The organism is Actinosynnema sp. NPDC050801, from assembly GCF_040673975.1.
Taxonomy (GTDB): Bacteria; Actinomycetota; Actinomycetes; order Mycobacteriales; family Pseudonocardiaceae; genus Actinosynnema.
On the sequence record NZ_JBFAQZ010000004.1, the window covers coordinates 424,953 to 445,264 of the forward strand.

18 protein-coding genes are annotated in these 20,312 nt (G+C 72.0%); 13 read left to right on the top strand and 5 right to left on the bottom strand.

Features of this window, described 5'->3' with window-relative positions; translation table 11 throughout:
- Positions 1–60: 60 nt before the first annotated feature.
- From AB0K14_RS12485 to AB0K14_RS12505, 5 genes are all read left to right on the top strand, one after another.
- Entirely contained in the window at positions 61–1,194 is a 1,134-nt protein-coding gene (locus AB0K14_RS12485) for an FAD-dependent monooxygenase (RefSeq protein WP_360453223.1), read from the top strand.
- Between the two features lie 171 nt (positions 1,195–1,365).
- Positions 1,366–2,559 carry a nitric oxide synthase oxygenase gene (locus tag AB0K14_RS12490; protein ID WP_360453226.1) on the top strand — a complete coding sequence of 398 codons (1,194 nt, stop codon included), beginning with the start codon at positions 1,366–1,368 and terminating at the stop codon, positions 2,557–2,559.
- A 118-nt stretch (positions 2,560–2,677) separates the two neighbouring features.
- Positions 2,678–3,769: an NAD(P) transhydrogenase subunit alpha gene (locus AB0K14_RS12495; RefSeq protein WP_360453297.1), complete on the top strand. Its 1,092-nt coding sequence runs from the start codon at positions 2,678–2,680 to the stop codon at positions 3,767–3,769.
- On the top strand, positions 3,727–4,104 hold the full coding sequence (locus tag AB0K14_RS12500) for an NAD(P) transhydrogenase subunit alpha (RefSeq protein WP_360453300.1): 378 nt from the start codon (positions 3,727–3,729) through the stop codon (positions 4,102–4,104). The genes AB0K14_RS12495 and AB0K14_RS12500 overlap by 43 nt, the downstream gene beginning before the upstream one ends.
- Positions 4,101–5,468, top strand: coding sequence for an NAD(P)(+) transhydrogenase (Re/Si-specific) subunit beta (locus AB0K14_RS12505; RefSeq protein ID WP_360453229.1), 1,368 nt, complete (start codon positions 4,101–4,103; stop codon positions 5,466–5,468). The genes AB0K14_RS12500 and AB0K14_RS12505 overlap by 4 nt, the downstream gene beginning before the upstream one ends.
- A 12-nt stretch (positions 5,469–5,480) precedes the next feature.
- On the opposite strand, the gene AB0K14_RS12510 is transcribed toward AB0K14_RS12505, so the two are convergent.
- Positions 5,481–7,529 (bottom strand): EAL domain-containing protein, encoded by a 2,049-nt coding sequence (locus AB0K14_RS12510; RefSeq protein WP_360453232.1) that lies wholly within the window; start codon positions 7,527–7,529, stop codon positions 5,481–5,483.
- Positions 7,530–7,535: 6 nt separating this feature from the next.
- On the bottom strand, positions 7,536–8,342 hold the full coding sequence (locus AB0K14_RS12515) for an SAM-dependent methyltransferase (protein ID WP_360453235.1): 807 nt from the start codon (positions 8,340–8,342) through the stop codon (positions 7,536–7,538).
- A gap of 298 nt (positions 8,343–8,640) precedes the next feature.
- Between AB0K14_RS12515 and AB0K14_RS12520 the strand changes: the two genes are divergently transcribed.
- The 4 genes from AB0K14_RS12520 to AB0K14_RS12535 all read left to right on the top strand — a co-directional run bounded on the left by AB0K14_RS12520 (position 8,641) and on the right by AB0K14_RS12535 (position 11,612).
- Entirely contained in the window at positions 8,641–9,078 is a 438-nt protein-coding gene (locus tag AB0K14_RS12520) for a MarR family transcriptional regulator (RefSeq protein WP_360453238.1), read from the top strand.
- On the top strand, positions 9,068–9,421 hold the full coding sequence (locus AB0K14_RS12525; RefSeq protein ID WP_360453241.1) for a CrcB family protein: 354 nt from the start codon (positions 9,068–9,070) through the stop codon (positions 9,419–9,421). The genes AB0K14_RS12520 and AB0K14_RS12525 overlap by 11 nt, the downstream gene beginning before the upstream one ends.
- Positions 9,418–9,750, top strand: a complete 333-nt coding sequence (crcB, locus tag AB0K14_RS12530; protein ID WP_360453243.1) for a fluoride efflux transporter CrcB — start codon at positions 9,418–9,420, stop codon at positions 9,748–9,750. Before AB0K14_RS12525 ends, crcB begins: the two co-directional genes overlap by 4 nt.
- A 317-nt stretch (positions 9,751–10,067) precedes the next feature.
- The gene (locus AB0K14_RS12535) at positions 10,068–11,612 is read left to right on the top strand and encodes an ice-binding family protein (protein WP_360453246.1); all 1,545 of its coding nucleotides are present in this window, start codon (positions 10,068–10,070) and stop codon (positions 11,610–11,612) included.
- Positions 11,613–11,691: 79 nt separating this feature from the next.
- Here the strand turns inward: AB0K14_RS12535 and AB0K14_RS12540 are convergent, their stop codons facing one another.
- Both AB0K14_RS12540 and AB0K14_RS12545 read right to left on the bottom strand, forming a co-directional pair.
- Positions 11,692–13,881 carry a UvrD-helicase domain-containing protein gene (locus tag AB0K14_RS12540; protein WP_360453303.1) on the bottom strand — a complete coding sequence of 730 codons (2,190 nt, stop codon included), beginning with the start codon at positions 13,879–13,881 and terminating at the stop codon, positions 11,692–11,694.
- Between the two features lie 279 nt (positions 13,882–14,160).
- Positions 14,161–15,024 (bottom strand): SGNH/GDSL hydrolase family protein, encoded by an 864-nt coding sequence (locus tag AB0K14_RS12545; protein ID WP_360453248.1) that lies wholly within the window; start codon positions 15,022–15,024, stop codon positions 14,161–14,163.
- 345 nt (positions 15,025–15,369) lie between these two features.
- On the opposite strand from AB0K14_RS12545, the gene AB0K14_RS12550 reads away from it, so the two are divergent.
- The 4 genes from AB0K14_RS12550 to AB0K14_RS12565 all read left to right on the top strand — a co-directional run bounded on the left by AB0K14_RS12550 (position 15,370) and on the right by AB0K14_RS12565 (position 18,816).
- A complete protein-coding gene (locus tag AB0K14_RS12550; protein WP_360453251.1) occupies positions 15,370–16,044 on the top strand; it encodes a hypothetical protein in 675 nt (224 codons plus the stop codon).
- A 184-nt stretch (positions 16,045–16,228) separates the two neighbouring features.
- The gene (locus AB0K14_RS12555) at positions 16,229–16,834 is read left to right on the top strand and encodes a TetR/AcrR family transcriptional regulator (protein ID WP_360453254.1); all 606 of its coding nucleotides are present in this window, start codon (positions 16,229–16,231) and stop codon (positions 16,832–16,834) included.
- A 74-nt stretch (positions 16,835–16,908) separates the two neighbouring features.
- The gene (locus AB0K14_RS12560) at positions 16,909–18,327 is read left to right on the top strand and encodes an NAD(P)/FAD-dependent oxidoreductase (RefSeq protein ID WP_360453257.1); all 1,419 of its coding nucleotides are present in this window, start codon (positions 16,909–16,911) and stop codon (positions 18,325–18,327) included.
- 117 nt (positions 18,328–18,444) lie between these two features.
- Positions 18,445–18,816: a hypothetical protein gene (locus tag AB0K14_RS12565; protein WP_360453260.1), complete on the top strand. Its 372-nt coding sequence runs from the start codon at positions 18,445–18,447 to the stop codon at positions 18,814–18,816.
- 80 nt (positions 18,817–18,896) lie between these two features.
- Here AB0K14_RS12565 and AB0K14_RS12570 read toward each other — a convergent pair whose 3' ends face one another.
- Positions 18,897–20,141 (bottom strand): hypothetical protein, encoded by a 1,245-nt coding sequence (locus AB0K14_RS12570; protein ID WP_360453263.1) that lies wholly within the window; start codon positions 20,139–20,141, stop codon positions 18,897–18,899.
- Between the last annotated feature and the right edge of the window lie 171 nt (positions 20,142–20,312).

Sequence of the window (20,312 nt, forward strand, 5' to 3'; positions counted from 1 at the left end):
GTGTCGTCCTCCTTCTACAGCTGTAGAGTACCGATCTCTACAGCTGTAGAAGGAGCGGGCATGAAAGCGGTCGTGGTGGGAGGTGGCCTCGGTGGGGTCACGGCGGCGGTGGCGCTGAGGCAGGTCGGGTGGGACGTCGTCGTGCTGGAGCGCGCGCCGGAGTTCGGCGAGGTCGGCGCGGGTGTCGGGGTGATGCCGAACGCGATGCGGGCGTTGGCCGCGCTGGGGTTGGCCGACGACGTGCGGCGGATCGGCACGCCCAGGGTGGCGGGCGGCCTGCGCGACCCGGAGGGCCGGACGCTGACGCACGTGGACGCGGCGCGGGTGGAGCACGTCGTGGCGGTGCACCGCGCCGACCTGCACCGGGTGCTGCGGTCCGCGCTACCCGAGTCCTGCCTGGTCACGGACGCCGACGTGCGGTCGGTGGACGACCTGGACGCCGACCTGGTCGTCGCCGCGGACGGCATCCGCAGCCGCGTCCGGGAGGCGTTGTTCCCGGCGTTGCCCCGGCCGGTGTACGCGGGCACCACGGCGTGGCGCAGCGTGACGACGGCCCGGTTCCCGCTCGACCTCGGCATCGGTCAGACCCTCGGTCCGGGGCGGGAGTTCGGCGTGCTGCCGCTGGGCGACGGCCGGGTCTGCTGGTACGCGGCCGCGGTCGCACCCGCGGGCGGGCGTTCGGACGACGAACTGGCCGAGGTGCGCCGGCTCGTCGGCGACTGGCACGACCCGATCCCGGACCTGCTGGACGCCACCCCGCCCGGGACCGTGCTGCGGCACGACATCCACGAGCTGGCCACGCCGCTGCCGACCTACGTGAGCGGCCGCGTGGCGCTGCTCGGCGACGCGGCCCACGCGATGACGCCCTACCTGGGCCAGGGCGCGTGCATGGCGATCGAGGACGCCGTGGTGCTGGCCGCCGCGTGCGCCCGCGCCGACGACGTGCCGACCGCGCTGGCCGAGTACGACCGGCAGCGCCGGCCCCGCACGCAGGCGATGGCCAGGGCGTCGAGGGCGGTCGGTCGGGTGGGGCACAAGCTGCGCAACCCGGTGGCCGTGGCCTTGCGTGACGCGGTGATGCGGGCGGTGCCGGCCGGGGTCGGCCTTCGCGGCATGGCGAAGTTCCTGGCGTGGACCCCGCCGTCGCTGTCGCCCGATAGGGGAGAAATCACTGGTGATGTAAATCACAAGTAACTGCCGCAATTCGAGCGGATAACGATCCAATATCACTCGTTTTCGCAGGATGTGTCACTCTTTTGCGCGATCAAGCACTCACTGTCCGGCACCAGCGGTGCGGGGTGAACCCCACCCGGTGCCCGGCACGGCGGTGCAGCAACCCCGAAAGGGCAACTACGGTGTCCCGCCATGGCCCCCGTCCCCTCGTGTCCGGCTGAAGCCATTCCCCTGCGCGACTCCGCCGCCCCCGTCCACGCCCCCGTCCGCGCCGTCGACCTCGCCGAGGCCGACGAGTTCATCCGCCTGCACCACTCCGAGCACCCCGAGCTCGGCCACCCCGAGCTCGGCCCTGTCGAACACCGCCTCGCCGAGGTGCACGCCGAGGTCGCCGCCACCGGCACGTACCGCCACACGCCCGACGAGCTCACGTTCGGCGCGCGGGTGGCGTGGCGCAACAGCGCCCGCTGCATCGGCCGGCTGTACTGGCGCAGCCTCAAGGTCCGCGACCTGCGCGACCTGCGCGATCCGAAGGAGATCGCGGACGAGTGCGTCGAGCACCTCAAGCTCGCCACCAACGGCGGCAAGGTCCGCCCCGCCATCACCGTGTTCGCGCCGGACGAGCCGGGCAGGCCCGCGCCGAGGATCCGCAACGAGCAGCTGATCCGCTACGCGGGCTACCTCGGCCCGGACGGCGGCGTGCTGGGCGACCGGCGCAACGCCGAGCTCACCGAGCAGGCCATCGGGATGGGCTGGCGCCCGCCCGCTCGACGAGGCCCGTTCGACGTGCTGCCGCTGATCGTGGAACGGGAGGACACCGAGCCCGCCCTGGTCGAACTGCCGCCCGACGCGGTGCTGGAGGTGCCGATCGGCCACCCCGAGCTGCCCTGGCTGGCCGACCTCGGGCTGCGCTGGCACGCCGTGCCCGCGATCAGCAACATGCGCCTGCGCATCGGCGGCATCGACTACCCGGCCGCGCCCTTCAACGGCTGGTACATGGGCACCGAGATCGGCGCCCGCAACTTCGCCGACGTGGACCGGTACGACCTGCTGCCCTACCTGGGCAAGCGGATGGGCCTGGACACCTCGTCGGTGCAGACGCTGTGGAAGGACCGGGTGCTGGTCGAGCTGAACCGCGCGGTGCTGCACTCGTTCGCGGCGGCGGGCGTGACCATCACCGACCACCACACCGAGTCGGACCGGTTCCTCACCCACATCAAGAAGGAGGAGGCCGCGGGGCGCACGTGCCCGGCGGACTGGACGTGGATCGTGCCGCCGATGTCGAGCGGCATCACCAGCGTCTTCCACCGGTACTACGACAAGCGCGAGCTGGTGCCGAACTTCTTCGCCAACGACACCGAAGGCGTCTGCCCGGTCATCCACTGACGCATACACCGACGCGTCCGGGCACGCCCCGGTCTCAGCAAGACGTATGTACGGTTAACGTCAACGCCCACGTGTGGCGTAGATCACCTTCAGCGGTCTAGGGTGACTCTCCGTGAGAGTGGGCATACCCGTCGAGTCGCGGCCCGCCGAGCGCCGCGTAGCCGGTCTACCGGAAACGGTGACCACGCTGATCGGTGCCGGACTCACGGTCGACGTGCAAGCCGGAGCGGGCGCACACGCCCAGGCCTCCGACGCCGCCTACCGCGCAGCCGGTGCGAACGTCATCGCCGACCACCCGGCCGGTCTGTCCGACGTGGTCGTCTCCGTCCAACCACCGACACCCGAGCAGGCCGCCGCCCTGCGGGAGGGCGACATCACGATCAGCTTCCTGCAGCCGAACGGCGAGCCGGAGCTGATCGAGGTGCTCAAGGCCAACAAGGTCACGTCGTTCAGCCTCGACCTGCTACCCAGGGTGACCAGGGCGCAGTCCGCCGACGCCCTGTCCTCGCAGGCCCTGGTGGCGGGCTACCGCGCGGTGATCGAGGCGGCCAACCGGCTGCCCAAGTTCCTGCCCATGTTCACCACGGCCGCGGGCACCATCCCGCCGGCCAAGGTGCTCGTCCTGGGTGCGGGCGTGGCGGGGCTCCAGGCCATCGCCACCGCGCGCCGGCTCGGCGCCGTGGTCGAGGCCTACGACGTGCGCGCGGCGGCCAGGGACGAGGTCAAGAGCCTCGGCGCGAGGTTCCTGGAACTGGACCTCGAAACGCAGCAGGGCGTGTACGCGCAGGCGCAGTCGGAGACGTTCCTGGAACGCCAGCGCGAGCTGATCGCGGACCGGGTCGCCGCCTCCGACGTGGTGATCTCCACCGCCGCCATCCCGGGCCGCAAGGCGCCCGTGCTGGTCACCGACGACATGCTCAAGGCGATGGCACCCGGCTCGGTCGTGGTCGACCTGGCGGCCGAGTCCGGCGGCAACGTCACCGCGAGCAGCCCCGGTGAGGAGATCCGGGTCGGCGAGGTGCTGGTCTACGGGGCGCGGAACATGCCGAGCACCATGCCCGTGCACGCCAGCAGGCTCTACGCGCGCAACGTGGCCAACCTCCTGATGATGATGACCAAGGACGGCCGGGTCGTGCCGGACCTCACCGACGAGGTGCTGGCCGGCTGCTGCCTCACGCACGCGGGCGAGCTGAGGAGGGAGCTGTCGTGATCGACCTGTTGACGATCTTCGTGCTGGCCGTGTTCGTCGGCTTCGAGGTCGTGTCGAAGGTGTCCACGATCCTGCACACGCCCCTGATGTCGGGCGCGAACGCCATCCACGGCGTGATCCTGGTCGGCGCGATCCTGATCACCGGCCGCGCCGAGCACGCGCTGGAGATCGCGCTCGGCCTGGCCGCGGTCTTCCTGGCCACGGTCAACGTGGTGGGCGGCTTCGTGGTGACCGACCGGATGCTGGAGATGTTCAAGGGCCACAAACCGACCAGGGCGATCAAGGCCGAGGCCGACCGGGGCCGGGGCGACGGGCACGGGGGGACCGGGAAATGAGCCCCACCTGGGTCCAACTCGCCTACCTGATCGCCGCCCTGTGCTTCGTGCTGGCGCTCAAGGGCCTGAGCACGCCGAAGTACGCCCGCGCGGGCAACCTGCTCGGCGCGGCGGGCATGGCGCTGGCCGTGGTCACGGCCTACGTCCACGGCGCGGTCCACAACGGACTGCTGATCCTGCTCGCGGTGGCCGCGGGCGTGGTGGTGGGCATCCCGGCGGCGCGGTCGGTGAAGATGACCGCCATCCCGCAGATGGTGGCGCTGTTCAACGGCGTCGGCGGTGCCGCGGCGGCCCTGGTGGCGTTGACCGAGTTCCTCGCGGTGCCGCACGGCTCGGTGTTGTTCCAGCTCGCCACCGTGCTCACGGTGCTGATCGGCTCGGTCAGCTTCTCCGGCAGCGTGGTGACCTTCCTCAAGCTCCAGGAGGTCATGACCACCCGGCCGGTGCTGCTGCCCGCCGGTCAGCTCCTCGGCATCGGCGTGGCCGCGGTGAGCGCGCTGCTGGCCCTGTGGGTCGTGCTGACCGGGAGCGGCGTGGTGCTGGTGCTGCTGGCGCTGGCCGGTCTCGCGCTGGGCGTGCTGTTCGTGCTGCCGGTGGGCGGCGCGGACGTGCCGATCGCGATCTCGCTGCTCAACGCGTTCACCGGCCTGGCCGTCGCCGCGTCGGGTTACGTGCTGGCCAACACCCTGCTGATCGTCTCCGGCACGCTCGTCGGCGCGTCCGGCACCATCCTGACCCGGTTGATGGCCCAGGCCATGGGCCGGCCGCTGACCAACATCCTGTTCGGCGCTTTCCAGACCACCACCGCGACCGCGGGCACCGACGAACAGCGCACCGTGCGCGCCGGCACGGTGGAGGACGTCGCGATCCTGCTCGGCTACGCCCACTCCGTGCTGGTGGTCCCCGGTTACGGCCTGGCCGTGGCGCAGGGGCAGCACGCGGCGCGGGAACTGGCGCAGGTGCTGGAGCAGCGCGGCATCACCGTGCAGTACGGCATCCACCCGGTCGCGGGCCGGATGCCGGGCCACATGAACGTGCTGCTCGCCGAGGCGGACGTGCCCTACGAGAACCTCAAGGAGCTCGACGACGTCAACCCCGGCATCGGCAGCGTCGACGTGGTGCTGGTGGTCGGCGCGAACGACGTGGTCAACCCCGGCGCGCGGGACGAGCCGAGCAGCCCGATCTACGGCATGCCGATCTTCGACGTGGACCGGGCGAAGGCCGTGGTGTTCATGAAGCGCTCGATGCGGCCGGGCTTCGCGGGCGTGGACAACAGCCTGCTCTACAACCCGAAGACCACCATGCTGTTCGGCGACGCCAAGGAGTCGCTGACCAAGCTGCTGGCCGCGGTGAAGCACGTCTGAGCCCCCGCGGGCTCAGGTGCCGGACAGCTCGTAACCCGGCACGGCGGGCGCGAGGTGGTCGCCGAACGCGGCGTCCACCTCGACCCGCGCCCACCACGCCGCCCGCTCCTCCGTGGCGACGTCCGGCACCAGCACGGACACCCCGGACGACCGGACCAGGCCCACCATCCGCGCCACCGCGTCGTGCAGGAACGACTCGGGCCGCTCGGCCAGCCTGCGCACCACCGACGGGTCGAGGACCAGCGCGTCCACCGGCAGCTCGTCCAGCAGCGACAGCTCGGCCTGCCCGCCGTTGAAGCGGGTCAACCCGGCGGCGACCCCGTTGTCCCGCAACACCTGCGCGTTGTCGTCGTCGACGCCGTGCAGCATCGACCGGGCGTCCAGGAAGATCCGCAGCCGGGACGCGGGCAGGCCGGTCTCGGTCAACGTCCGCTTCACCGTGCGCACCAGGTCCTCGTCGCGGGACTGCATCGGCGACAGCTCGAAGTGCAGCGTGCCCAAGCCGGACGACCGCGCGGTGTCGGCCGCCGCCTCGCGCAGCGCCCACTGGCCCAGCGCCAGGGACAACCCGGTCTCGTCGGCCAGCCGCACGCACTCGTCGTGCCCGAGGTCGTCCCAGCGCAGCCTGGCCACGTGCCCGAGCACCCGCCGGTCGGCCAGGGTCACCAGGGGCTGGTACTCCAGTTCCAGCTCGTGGTCGGCCAACGCGCCGGGCATCCGCGCGGCCCGCGCCTGCCGGTCCCGGAACCGCTGGTCGGCGTGCCGGTCGTAGGGCAGCCACTGCCGCTTGCCGGACGCCTTGGCCCGGCGCAGGGTCGCGTCGGCCGCGCGCAGGATCTCGGCGACGTCCCACCCCGCCGGTGGTCGGTCGACCACGCCGATGGTGGCCGACACGGCCACGCCGTCGGCCATCGGCCGTTGCAGCGCCTCGTTGATCCGGTCCACCACGACGGGCACGGACGGCGTGGTCGGCGAGTTGTCCACCACGATGGCGAACTCGTCGCCGCCCACCCGGGCGACCAGCGCGGTCTCGTCGGCCACCGCGGCTTCCAGCCGGCGGCCCACCTCGGTGAGCACCCGGTCGCCGACCGCGTGGCCGAGGCCGTTGTTCACCGCCGAGAACGCGTCCAGGTCCAGGTGGTAGAGCGTGATCCCGCCGCGCGACGTGCCGTGCAGCGCCTCCAACCGGGAGACGACGCGCTGCCGGTTGGACAGGCCGGTGAGCGAGTCGTGCAGCAGCTGGAAGTCCAGGTTCTTGCGCAGCAGGTGCAGCTCACTGACGTCCTCGGCCATGGTCACGTAGTACGCGGGCTCGCCGTCCGCGTCGCGCAGCAACGACACCGCCAGGTGCACCCACACCGGCTCGCCGTCCTCGCGCAGCAGCCTCCGCTGCGCGCGGACCCGCACCGCCCGGCCGTCGCCGACCGCCTGGTACGTGCTCGCCAGCGCCTCGGCGTCGGCCGGGTCGAACAGCTCGACCAGCCGCCGCCCGGTCAGCTCGGCGCGGTCACGGCCGACCATCTCGGCCAGCGCCTCGTTCGCCTCGACGCACTCGCCGTCCAGGTCGGTGATCGCGATGCCGAACGCGGAGGAGTCGAACACCTCCCGGAACCGGGCCTCACTGACCTCGAGCACCCGCTCGGCCCGCCGCTTGGCGGCCATGAGCGCGCGCGTGACCTCCTCCTGCTGGTCGAACGCGTCCATCCGCATCGAGGTGGCGAAGGCGGTGCTCAGGCTGCCCAGGATCGCGACGACCTTCTCCGCCAACCGCGGCACGTCCTGGAGCTCGGGGGTGAACAGCAGGGCGTGCCCGAGCACCTCCACCGTGCGCTGCAACGTCTCCGGGCCGGTGAAGTGCGCCTCGACCAGCCGGTCGCCCACCACGGCGACGGGGTCGACGGTGAACGGCTCGGCCTGGACCGCGTCGGCGATCACGTCCACCAGGTCGAGCAGGTACAGCTCGATCTCGATCGGTGACATCGGCACGTACGCGGTCGGGTAGACCGCGCGCATCCACTCGCGCGCGATGTCCTGCCGCCGGGTCCTAGCGGGTGGTGCCACGTCGGCTCACCTCTTGCGACCCACGCCGGCGAAGATGCCCGCCCGGTCGGCGTCCTCGTCGACGGCGCCTTCCTCGGGCCGCCACCGCGGCAGTGCGACCACGCCCGGCTCGACCAGGTCGAAGCCGTCGAAAAGGGCGGTGATCTCGGCGCGGGTGCGGGGGAACATCGGGTTCGCGCTCGGGCGCATCACGGCCACGATCCCGGCCATCTCGTCGGGCTGGAGGTCGGCGGTGAACTGGGACAGGGCCAGGTAGCTGCCCGGCGCCACGGCGTCGCGGTACGCGGCGATCACGCCCGCCGGGTCGCGCTCGGGCGGCACGAAGTGGAACACCCCGACGGCGAGCACGCCGACCGGCTCGGCGAAGTCGATCAGACCCGTGTCCCGGGCGCCGTCGAGCACCGCGGCCGGGTCGGTCATGTCCTCCTGCAGGATGGTCGTCAGGTCGTCGTGCTCCAGGAGCATCAGGCTGTGCGCGACCGCGATGTCCTCGTAGTCGACGTACACCACGCGTGACCCGGGCGCGGCCTTGCGCGCGATCTCGTGCACGTTGCCGACGGTCGGGATGCCCGAGCCCAGGTCGAGGAACTGCCGCACGCCCGCGTCGACCAGGTGCAGCACGGCCCGGCGCAGGAACGCGCGGTTGAGCCGGGCGATGGTGCGGGCGTTGGGCTGGGCGCGGAGGAACTTCTCCGCGAGCTCGCGGTCAGCCGCGAAGTTGTGGCCGCCGCCGAGCAGGTAGTCGTAGAGCCGGGCGGCGCTGGGCAGGCCGGTGTCGACCTCGTCGGGGACCCATCCCAGCCGATCCACCACCGCCCCCTCACCCGTGTGCGTGCCGGCCCGAGCCTTCGCCCCTGTGGGGCGAGATTACTGATCCGGCCCGGCTCGTGGGCGGCGAGAAGACGCCTTGTCCCCGATCGGCGTAGAGGCCCTCGGCGAGGCGAACACCGAGCGTGCGTCGGAAGATCCGCCAGGCCCGCCCAAGGCTTGCGGGAACAGCGGCACGACCACCGCGAACGCGCTGCGGAGCGCCCGGCGAGGTGCACCGGGCCACCACCTGGTCCAGCGTCACTCCGTGGGAGGACATATCCCGACCCAGTACCATTCGCGCATGTCAGACGAGGCACGCTCGCTCACCGACGTGGTCACGAGGCTCCGGCGGGCACTGCGCACGAGCATCCGGTCGGAATGGCCGTGGGACTCCCTGCCGATGGCGCAGGTCGAGCTGCTCCAGACGCTCGCCGAGCGCCCTCCGATGCGCGTGGGCGACCTCGCGGCCGAGCTGCGGCTGGCGCCGAACACGGTCAGCGGCCTGGTCGGCCAGCTGATCGAGGGCGGCCTGGTCGAGCGGGGCGGCGACCCCAGTGACCGCCGCGTGGCCCGGCTCTCGGTGACGCCGCAGGGGCACGAGCAGCTGGCCGTCTGGCAGGCCGCGCACGAGAAGCGCATCGGTTCGGCGCTGGACAAGCTCGACCCGGCCGAACGCGCCGACGTGGTCCGCGCGCTGGCCGCCCTGGACCACCTGGTGGATTACCTGCGTGCGCACTGAACTGCGGGTCCTCACGGCCGTCGCCCTGGGTGGCGGCATCGGCGGCGTGGCCCGCTACGGCCTGGCCGCGGTGGTCCACGGCCCCTGGGGCACGCTGCTGATCAACGTGGTGGGCTGCGCGCTGATCGGGGTGCTGATGGTCCTGGTGCCGCGCCTGCACCCGCTGGCGCGGCCGTTCCTCGGCATCGGCGTGCTGGGCGGCTTCACCACGTTCTCGGGCTACGCGCTGGACGCCGTGCGGCTGGGCGGCCTCGCCGCCTTCGCGTACCTGCTCGCCACCCTGCTCCTGGCGCTGGGCGCGACCTTCGCCGCCATGGCCGTGACCCGCAGGGTGTCGTCGTGACGGTGCTGCTGGTCTTCGTCGGCGCGGCGGCGGGCGCGTCGCTGCGGTACGCGACCGGCCGGTTGCTCCGCAAGTCGTTCCCCTGGGCCACGTTCGCGGTGAACGTGGTGGGCTCGTTCGTGCTCGGCTGCGTGGCGGGGGCCTCGCCGGACCTGGTCGCGCTCGTCGGCACCGGCCTGTGCGGCGGCCTGACGACCTACAGCACGTTCAGCTACGAGACGATCCGGTTGACCGAGGACGGCCGCCACCGGCAGGCGTTCGCCAACGTGGCCGGCAGCATCGCGGCCGGCGTGGCCGCGGCCGCCCTCGGCTACGCCCTCACCCGATGATGTAGCGGTCCCGCTCGCCCGGTGCAGTCCGACGGCAGGCCTGGGCATTTCGCGAGTATCCATCGTGGACAGACAACCCGATCGGGTGGTCATCCGGGCACTCAGGCTGGGATCGACGGCTCCACGTGGCGGGCCGTCCCGCTCGCCCATAACGTCTGCCGGCAGTGGTCGGGACGGCCGGGCCGGTCGATGGCAAGTCCACTGTGGACTCGAGAGGTGTGGCCATTCGTCCCTGCTCGCACAACACATCTCGATCACCGGGCACACCGGCCGAGTCGTACCGGCCCGGTCGATTGATCGACGGGAAGGCGATACGGATGGATGGCAAACCTGCGGACGCGGTCGTCGGCGAGGCCCGCCGTCGCCGGTGGGTCGCGATCGTGGCACTGGGCGCAATGGTGGCTACCGTGACCATGATCGGCGCGCTGTCGAGACCACCCGAGGCGCACGCTGTCGAGGCGCCGGTGGACCTCGGTGTGGCGGAGACCTTCTCGGTGCTGGGCGGTCAGTCGGTCACGAACACCGGTGAGACCGTCTTGAGCGGAGACCTCGGCGTCAGCCCAGGCACCTCCATCACGGGGTTCCCCCCGGGCACCATCGGTGGAACCAGGCACGAGAACGACGCGGTGGCGGCTCAGGCGCAGGCCGATCTGACGGTCGCCTACAACGACGCAGCGGGACGTGCCCCGACCGGGCAGGCGCTCCCCGCGGACCTGGTCGGGCTGACGCTGGTGGGCGGCGTGTACCAGGCATCCGGGGCGACCGAGTTGAACGGGACGCTGACCCTCGACGGCCAGGGCGACCCGAACACGGTCTGGATCTTCCAGATCCCCTCCACCTTGATCACCGGTTCGGCGAGCGTGGTCAGCCTGATCAACGGCGCCCGCGCGTGCAACGTCTTCTGGCAGGTCGGCAGCTCCGCGACGCTCGGCACGAACTCCGACTTCGTGGGCACGATCATGGCGCTGACCTCGATCACGGTGAACACGGGCGCTGACGTCCAGGGCCGTGCGCTGGCGCGCAACGGCTCGGTCACGTTGGACGACAACACGTTCACCACGGACGTGTGCGAGCCCGTTCCGACGACGACCACAACCACCACGACCACGACGGACACCACCACCACCACCACGACGGACACGACGACGCCGACGACGACCACCACCACGGGTACGACGGCGCCGACGACGACCACCACCACGGACACGACGACGCCGACGACGACCACCACCACGGGTACGACGGCGCCGACAACGACCACCACCACGGACACGACGACGCCGACGACGACTACCACCACGGGTACGACGGCGCCGACAACGACCACCACGACGGGTACGACGGCGCCGACAACGACTACTACGACGACGGGCACCACCACGACCACGACGGGCACGACGACCGGTACGACGGCGCCGACGACGACCACCACGACCGGCACGACGGCGCCGACAACGACTACCACGACGACGGGCACCACCACGACCACGACGGGCACGACGACCGGTACGACGGCGCCGACGACGACTACGACGACGGGCACCACGACAGGCACCACCACGACCACCACGACCGGCACCACGACCGGCACGACGACGACCGCACCGACCTCGACGAGTGCGCCTACCAGCGCGACGAGCACCGACTCGTCGACCGCTACCACCACCACGACGTCGGGTCGTCCAACCACCCACCCCGAAGGTCCGGTACCACCAGGGCACGTTCCGCAGCACCCGACCGAACTCGCCGACACGGGACCGAACACCCCGCTCGGCATGCTGGTCAGCATGGGCGCACTGCTCTTGGCGCTCGGCGCGGCGCTCCTCTGCCTCGGGCGTCGGCGAGCACGGTGGAACAGGTAGCCGTGTGAGCCGGTGATGTCCCGGTCGGTGCCGAGCACGTGCACCGACCGGGCATCTCCCGCTCGGCCCGGCTACGCCCTCACCCGCTAGCCGACAACCTCCGCAGCACGTCCGGCAGGTCGCCGGGGTGCACGACGCCGAGCCGCTGGGTGGCACGGGTCAGCGCCACGTAGAGGTCGCTGGCGCCGCGCGGCGACTCGGCCAGGATGCCCGCCGGGTCGACCACCAGCACCGAGTCGAACTCCAGGCCCTTCGCGTCGGTCACCCCCAGCACCACCACCTGCGCGTCGAGGTCGTCCGAGGCGCCCGGCACGGCGGCGCGCAGCGTCGCCACCGACGCCGACGGCACGATCACCGCCAGCTTGCCGTCGTCGATCTCGGCGAGCTCCTTGTCGACCACCGACGGCAGCGCCTCGGTCAGCGACGGCACCCGCAGGCTCCACGGCTCGAACCCGCTGTCCCGCACCGACGTCGGCGGCACCAGGTCCGGGTCGACCGAGGACAGCACGTCCGCCGCCACCGCCATGATCTCCGACGGCGTCCGGTAGTTCACCGTCAGCTCGGTCAGCTTCCAGCGGTCCATCACGTACGGCGACAGCACCTCGTGCCAGGACGACGCGCCGGCGATGTCACCGGTCTGCGCGATGTCGCCGACCACGGTCATCGACTTCGACGGGCACCGGCGCATCAGCGTCCGCCACGCCATGGGCGACAGCTCCTGCGCCTCGTCCACGATGATGTGCCCGAACGTCCAGGTCCGGTCTGCCGCCGCGCGCTCGGCCGCCGTCTCGTAGCGCTCCGCGCCGTGCCGCTCGGCCAGCCGGTAGGCGTCGACGAGGTCGGTCGCCATCAGGATGTCCGGGTCGGCGTCGTCCTCCAGGTCGAGGATGTCGAGCACGCCCTGCGCGTAGTCGATCGCCTGCCGCCGCTGCCGCTCGGCCCGCGCCTTGGCCTCGGTGTCGTCCTCGCCGAGCAGCTCCGCGGCCTCGTCCAGCAGCGGCACGTCGGCGGGTGTCCACTCGGCGCCGCGCGGGCGGGCCAGCAGTTCGCGCTCGGCGGGCGAGAACTTCGGCGTGGCCTTGGCGATCAGCTTCGGCGTCGCGTAGAGGTCTTCGAGCAGCTGCTGGGGCGACAACGTCGGCCACAGCTTCTCCACGGCGGCCTGCACGCCGGGGTCCTCCCGCAGCTCGCGCCGGATGTCGTCGATGTCGGCCTGGTCCAGCAGGTGCCTGCCGAGCCGGGACACCGCCTGCGACGCCAACGTGGAGATGATCTCCCGCTGGAACGTCCGCCGTGCCTCGTTGTGCGGGCGTCGGGTCCGCCTCGCCCGACCGCGGGCGTCGGTGATCGCCCGCCGGTCCAGTCGCAGCACGTCCTGCTCGAACGGCACCTCGACCAGGCCCGGCGCCTCCTGCCGGTCCCGGATCGCGTGCGCGACCACGTCCGCCATCTCGCTGCGGCCCTTCAGCGCCGCCACCTCGGCCGGCTCGCGGCCGACCGCGGTCAGGCCCGGGAACAGCTCGCCGACGGTCGACAGCAGCACACCCGTCTCACCCAGCGACGGCAGCACCTGCCCGATGTAGCGCAGGAACGTCGCGTTCGGCCCGACCACCAGCACGCCGCGCTTCGCGAGCTGCCGCCGGTGCGTGTAGAGCAGGTACGCGGCGCGGTGCAGCGCCACCGCGGTCTTGCCCGTGCCCGGACCGCCCTGCACGACGACCACGCCGTTCAGCTCGGTGCGGATGATCTTGTCCTGCTCGGCCTGGATGGTCGCGACGATGTCGCCCATCTGGCCGGTGCGGCTGGCGTTCACCGCGGCCAGCAGGGTGGCCTCGCCGGTCAGGCCGTCGGACCGGCGGTCCGGGTCGACCGAGTTGATGTCCAGCACCTCGTCGTCGAAGCCGACGACCTTGCGCTGCTTGGTCCGCAGGTGCCTGCGCATCCGCACGCCCTCCGGCGCGGCGGCGGTGGCCAGGTAGAACGGGCGGGCGGCGGGCGCGCGCCAGTCCATCAACAGCGGTTCGTACTCCTTGTCCTCGTCGAACAAGCCGATCCGGCCGATGTAGAACCGGTCGTCGGTGTCGAAGTCGAGCCGGCCGAAGCACAACCCGTTCTCCACCGCGCTGTACTGCGCCAACTGGTCGGAGTACATGGCCACCGAGGTGTCCCGCTCGGAGCGCATCTGGTGCGTGCCACCGGTTTGCCGCAGCGCGCCGGCCAGGCGCTTCGAGCTCTGGTCGCGGAGGTCGTCCAGCCTGCCGTACAGCATCGACACGTATTCCTGCTCCGACTCGGTTTCCGCGAGCCGGAGGTCATCGGAGGGGCTTGACAACGTGCCTCATTTCTGGATAGCGTGGTTTATCAGCCTGTGTCGCAATCGGCTGACGGTTCCCTGCGCCCGTCATGCGCAGAACGTCTAATCTACTACACGTTCTTCGCGCCGGTGTGTGAACGAGTCCGCTGCCGCGACCGGGGTCCGTGACGTGCGAACGCCGCCGCCGAGCGGGTGCTCGACGACGGCGTCCGGTGTGCGGAGGGGTGCGGCGGGCTACAACCGGGTGGCCACGAAGCGGCCGATGGCGTCCATGCCCTGCGCGTTCGGGTGCAGCGGCGCGGCGGGACCGGTCGGTGCCAGGCCCTCGAACCACCTCGCCCGCGCGGGCGCGCACGCGTCGTGGCCCACGCTCGGCGGCGCGATGTCGACGAACGACGCGCCGTGTGCGGCCGACTCACGGGCGAACACCGCGTTGAGCCGGTTGACGCTGCCCTGGAGGTAGTCCGCGTCCCGGGCCCAGATCGGCTGGTCCGGGTAGCAGCCGCCGGGCCGGATGTAGGTGCCGTAGCCGACCACCACGACCCGCGCCTCGGGCGCCCGGGCGGAGATGAGGTCGAGCGCGGCGGCGAACTCGGCCGCGTAGGCGTCGATCCGCTCGGCCAGCCGGTCCTGCCCACCGGCGGTGAGCCGGTCCCGGCACGACGTCCCGAGCGGCTCGGGCAGCAGGTTGAGGCAGCCCACCGCCTCGCCGACCAGGCCGATGTCGTTGCCACCGATGGTGAGCGTCACCAGGTCGGTCGACGGGCTCAGCGCGTCCAGCTGGGGCTCCTGCGTCCCGTCGGCGGTCGACTGCGGCCCGCCCAGGTCATCGGTCACCGCGCCCGAGCACGTCACGTCGGTGAGCCGGGCGCCGATCCGCTCGGCGAGCACGGACGGCCAGTTGCGCGTCGAGCGCAGGCAGCCCGGCGCGCTCATGTCCTGCTCCGGGATGAGCGGCCCGGCGGCGGCCGAGTCGCCGAGCGCGACATACTCGGCGCCCGGTTCGGCGGTCGACTCGGGAGTCGGTTCGGCGGTCGCCGCGCCGGTGGTCCAGGTGATCGACAACACTGCCAACAACGCCGGTAGCAGTCTGCGCACGACCGCCTCCTCTTCGTGATCGGGTGGTTTCCGGGGACATGATGTGGCCCGCACCGCCGAAGAGGGCCCGGGAGCCGCCGCGGATTCACCCGGGAGGGGCCGGAGAGGACACCAACCGGTCATCAACGGCCGCCCGCCGCACGAGCGCCGCCACGATCGGCTACCGGCCGCACCGGGTAGCGGCGCCGGCCGGTCCCGATTCGACCAAGCCCGCGGACCCGCACCACGTCGGTGCCGCACCGGCGGCACGCCGGGTGAGGACCCGGCCACCCGATGAGCGGCTGTCCGAGGGCACGTGGGTGAAACCCGATCGCGGGCCCTGATCACTCCGGCACGCTGGGAGGGGTGAGGGAGAAGCGCCAGGAGTTCGCGCGGCTGTGCCGGATCGTGGTGGACCGGCCGCGGTGGCAGCTCGGGTTCGCGGTGGTCGTGTCGGTGTGGTCCCTGGCGTGGGTGGCGGGGCAGGCGTTCGGCGGCCCGAGTCCGCTGGAGGTGCTGCCGGTGCGCTGGGCGGGCCTGCCGACGGGGTGGCTGGAGGTGACCCGCGGGTGGTTCGACGGCCGCACCGGGTTCCTGGCCGTGGCGGGTGGCCTGCTGTGGGCGATGACGAGCGCCGGCCGGCAGGCGTCGGCGCTGCTCGGCTGGCTCGCGGTGATGGCGGCGGCCGAGGACGTCGGCTACGTCGCGGTGCGGTGGGCGTTGCTGGTGTTCGCGGCGTTCCTCGCGGTGATGGGGTTGGTGTCGATCGCCGGGCGGCGGGCGTTCGTGGTCGACCGGGTCGCGGTCATCCCCCGGGACGTGGCGCGGGCCGGTGCCACGGCGGTGGCGTTGTCGGCGGTGGTGCCGCTGGTCGCGCCGGGTCTGGTGCTGGCCCGGCTGGTCAGCCCCTACGTGACTCGGCCACCACGCCGCCGGGTGGGGGCGCCGATCGTCCGCGCGGCTTCCACCGAACGGCCGACGGCCGGTGAAACGCCCGGTGAACTGCCCGAACCCGTCCCGGCGCAGCGCGGATCGCGCTGAGCGGCCGGTCTGATTTCGAGATAGGTCAGGGCACGCTAATAGTTTTGCACCCCAACAATCAGAACAGGAAAGCTGAGCGAACCTCACATCACATTCCGGAATCGTCTGTTTGGGCTTACCGGTCCGTATCCATCAAGATGTGCGCGTGCCAGAAAATCCCGCCGAAAACCGCTTAGCCAAGGTGATGCGTCGGCAGCCCGTTCAGCAGCGCGGCGCCGCCACGGTGTCCGCGATTGTCGATGCCTGCGCGACACTGCTCAACGACTACGACTACGACGACATCACCACCGCCCGGATCGTCGAGCTAGCAGGCGTGCCCATTGGATCGTTCTACCAATACTTCCCGGACAAGCGTTCTGTGGTGCACGCGCTGGCGCTGCGAGGTATGGAGGAGTACCTGGGACGGGTCGAAACGCTGTTCACGGAGGGTCGGCTCGCCCACGACTGGCGGGAAGCGGTGCAGCAGGTCGTCGGCATCTACCTGCGGATGCTGGTCGAGCTGCCCGGCTTCGGCCGGGTGCGGTTCAGCGACCTGCTCGACGGCCACCGGCTCGACGCGTCGGTCGACCAGTACGAGTTGATGGCCGAACGGCTGCGCGACCTGTTCCTGGGCCGCTTCGCGGTGCGCGGCGACGCGCCGGTCACGCTGACGTTCCGGATGGCCGCCCAGACCGCCGACGCGATGTTCAAGCTGGCCGAACGGGTCGAACCCGACGAGCGCCCGGTGGTGCTCCGCACCGCCGACGGCGTGATCCTGACGATGTTGGCCGGAGTCTTCGACCCCGCCTGACGATCTCGGCCGAGCCTGACGACCTCGGCCACGCGTGACTTGCCGCGCCGGTCCGAGTGGTGTGGGGTGGACCGGTGAGCGACGACTTCGACGTGATCGTGATCGGCGGCGGCCCGGTGGGCGAGAACGCCGCCGCCCGGACCGCCGCCGGTGGGCTGCGGACCGCGTTGGTGGAGGCCGAGCGGGTCGGCGGCGAGTGCTCGTACTGGGCCTGCATGCCGAGCAAGGCGTTGCTGCGCCCCGGTCACGCGCTCGCCGCCGCCCGCCGGGTGCCCGGTGTGCCGGTCGGGGAGCGGCTCGACCCGGTGCAGGTGTTGAAGCGGCGCAACAGCTTCACCTCCGACTGGGACGACTCGGGCCAGGTGGAGTGGGCCGAGGGCGCCGGGCTGACCGTGGTGCGCGGCCGCGGCAGGCTGGTCGGTGAGCGCCGGGTCGAGGTCGACGTCAGCGGTGTGCAGGCCGGTGGGCGAGTGGACGGCGACCGCCGCGTGCTGACCGCGGCCAAGGCGGTCGTCGTGTGCACCGGCAGCGTGCCGCGCATCCCGTCCCTGCCCGGTTTGTCCGAGGTGCCGTACTGGACGTCCCGCGAGGCGACCGCCGCGCAGGAGGTGCCGGAGTCGCTGGTGGTGCTCGGCGGCGGTGTGGTCGGCGTGGAGATGGCGCAGGCCTGGGCGCGGCTCGGCTCGACCGTCACGCTGGTCGTCTCCGGGGAACGGCCGCTGCCGAAGTTCGAGGCGTTCGCGGGCGACCTGGTCGCCGAGGGCCTGCGGGAGGACGGCGTCCGGGTCGTCACCGGTGTCAAGGCGACCGGCGTGTCCACTTCGGACGGGCAGGTGTCGTTGCGGCTGTCCGACGACACCTCGGTGACCGGCGCGCACCTGCTGGTCGCGACCGGCCGCCAACCGGCCACCTCCGACCTGGGCGTGGAGCAGTTCGGCTGCACGGCGGGCGAGGCGCTGGAGGTCGACGACACCGGCCGGGTGTCCGGAGTGGACTGGCTGTACGCGGCGGGCGACGTCACGGGCCGCGCGTTGCTGACCCACCAGGGCAAGTACGCCGCGCGTGCGGTCGGCACGGCGATCGTCACCGGCGCCACCGACCCCGAGCCGTGGACCGCACCGGTCGCCACCGCCGACCACACCGCCGTGCCGCAGGTCGTCTTCACCGACCCCGAGGTGGCGTCCGTGGGGTGGTCCGAGGCGCAGGCCCGCGAGGCGGGGCTGGACATCCGGGTGATCGACCTCGACATCGCGGTGGCCGGGTCGTCGCTGCACGCGGACGGCTACCGGGGCAAGGCGCGGATGATCGTGGACGAGCGCAAGCGCACGCTCGTCGGCGTCACGTTCGCGGGCCCCGACGTGGCCGAGTTGATCCACGCGGCCACCATCGCGATCGTCGGCGAGGTCACCGTGGACCGGTTGTGGCACGCCGTTCCGGCGTACCCCACCATCAGTGAGGTGTGGTTGCGGCTCCTTGAGGCCTACGGTCTCTGACGCTGCGTGCACGGTGTGTCAGCACATCGTGTACACCTGCGCCGAGTGCCGTAGCGATCGTGCTGCCATAGGGACTCTTAACCTCAAAATGCGGCTTCAGCTCATTACACTGCGGATGTGACCAGGGGATCCGTGGCTCTCGCGCTAGGCGCGGTGCTGTGGTGCGCCTTCGTCATCGCGTCCACGTTCCTGCCCGGTGGGCCCTCGTGGTCGCCGGTCGCGGTGTACCTGCCCGGGTTCCTGATCCTGCCGGTCGTGGTCCACACGTTGTGGCGGGCGCGGTCCAGCGCCTTGCTCTGCCTGGCCCACGTGCCGAGGTCGGTGCTGTTCACCGGGTTCGTGATCGCGGTGGGCGGCTGGATGTTCTCGTTCGGCGCGATCGCGGGCAAGCCGGGCACCGAGACGTTGTGCGCGGTGGCCGGTCTGGTGATCGTGCTGCACGTGTCGTTCGGGTTGATCGGCGTCGGCATGGTGCGCACCGGTCGTTGACCGCGGTCGTTCCCGTGGTGGTGGCGCTGTGGTGGTCGTTCTGTGGTGGTCGTGCGGCGGCCGTCACCGCTGGGTGGCTACTACTGCTGGGTTGCCGGTAGGCGCAACGCCTGCTCGGCGATCTCGGCCAGCTTGGGGTCGGCCGGGTCCTGGTCGCCCTCGACCCACACCACCTGCGTGATGCGCAGCTGCGCGCCCTTCACCGACACGCGGATCGCCGACCGGTCGAACGACGCCGGACCGCCCGCCCAGCCCTTGCCCTCCTTCACCAGCGCGGTGACGCCGCCCGAACCCGCCGCCGACGCGACGGCGTGCAGCTCGCCCGCCCTGGTCGCGTCGGGGAGGCTGAGCTCGGCGATCGCGACGCCCGCCCGGCGACCGTCCACTGTGGTCTCGTACTGGGCGCGCCGCAGCTGCATGCACATGTGCCCGGACAGCCACGCGCGCACGTCGCCGAACGCGTGCCCGGCGCAGTCGTCGGTCCGGTCCGCGCCGCGCGGCGAGAAGTTCCGGCCGTCCACGACGACCGTGGTCGGCTGCGGGGACGGCGTGGTGGACGTCCCGCCGTCCGCGGTGTCGCCCGACGACAGCGAGGCGATCAGCGCGATGATCAGCAGCACCGCGACGACCACACCGCCCACGTACGGCAGCAGCTTGCGGCTGAGAGGCACCGCGGGCGTGATCTTGGGCAGCAGCATGGTGCTGGCCGACGCCAGGTCGGCCGCCGCGTCCGAGAAGCCCTCGGCGATCAGCTGCTGGCGGGTCGGCGGCGCGCCGGTCGGCGCCAGCACGGCGGCCAGCTTGGCGGCGTGCTCGGCCGAGCAGGGCCGGTCGCTGGTGGCCAGTTCGCGGGCGGCGGCGAGCAGCGTGGTCGGCTTGGGGTGCAGGACGCGCACCCCCCGGTTGAGGTCCACGGTCGGTTGCACGACCTGACCGACGTAGGGGCCGACGGCGACCACGGTGGTCACCGGCAGCGGCTCGCCGCGCATGTCCTGGATGCGGCGGGCGACGGCGGTGGTGGCCTCCAGCGCCTCGGCGGCCGGGCTCGTCGCGCCGTCGGGGCGGGTCAGCGGCCAGCCGTCGATCTTCCACTGGCCGTTCAGCGGCGCCTCCAGCCGCATGGCCGGGTCGGGCAGGTCGACGCCGACGACCACGAGGACGCCGCGCGGCAGCACGATCACGGCGTCCAGCTCGCGCGGGCAGTCCGGCGGTCGCACGCCGAGCAGCGCGACACCGCCGAGCACGGCGTCGCCGTTGCCCCACGTGCTCAACGCCGCGCGCACGTCGGCGCCCACGGCCGAGGGCTCGGCCCCGAGTCGGATCATCCGCACAGGATCACCACGAGACCACCACAGGACCACACCGTTCGACGTTCGCCGACGCTCTCCACGGTTGGGCGTTCCACACGGTCGGACACGGTAGCGCCGTTGGGGGACGGCTTCGCGCGCGCATCGCTCGATATGACGTTGCGTGACAACCATCACCTGAACGTGTGA

Bases quoted from the DNA above. Each gene is read 5' to 3' on its own strand.
- AB0K14_RS12485 (WP_360453223.1), top strand. From the start codon at position 61: ATGAAAGCGGTCGTGGTGGGAGGTGGCCTCGGTGGGGTCACGGCGGCG.
- AB0K14_RS12490 (WP_360453226.1), top strand. From the start codon at position 1,366: ATGGCCCCCGTCCCCTCGTGTCCGGCTGAAGCCATTCCCCTGCGCGAC.
- AB0K14_RS12505 (WP_360453229.1), top strand. From the start codon at position 4,101: ATGAGCCCCACCTGGGTCCAACTCGCCTACCTGATCGCCGCCCTGTGC.
- AB0K14_RS12520 (WP_360453238.1), top strand. From the start codon at position 8,641: ATGTCAGACGAGGCACGCTCGCTCACCGACGTGGTCACGAGGCTCCGG.
- AB0K14_RS12535 (WP_360453246.1), top strand. From the start codon at position 10,068: ATGGATGGCAAACCTGCGGACGCGGTCGTCGGCGAGGCCCGCCGTCGC.
- AB0K14_RS12540 (WP_360453303.1), bottom strand. From the start codon at position 13,881: ATGCTGTACGGCAGGCTGGACGACCTCCGCGACCAGAGCTCGAAGCGC.
- AB0K14_RS12555 (WP_360453254.1), top strand. From the start codon at position 16,229: ATGCGTCGGCAGCCCGTTCAGCAGCGCGGCGCCGCCACGGTGTCCGCG.
- AB0K14_RS12570 (WP_360453263.1), bottom strand. From the start codon at position 20,141: ATGATCCGACTCGGGGCCGAGCCCTCGGCCGTGGGCGCCGACGTGCGC.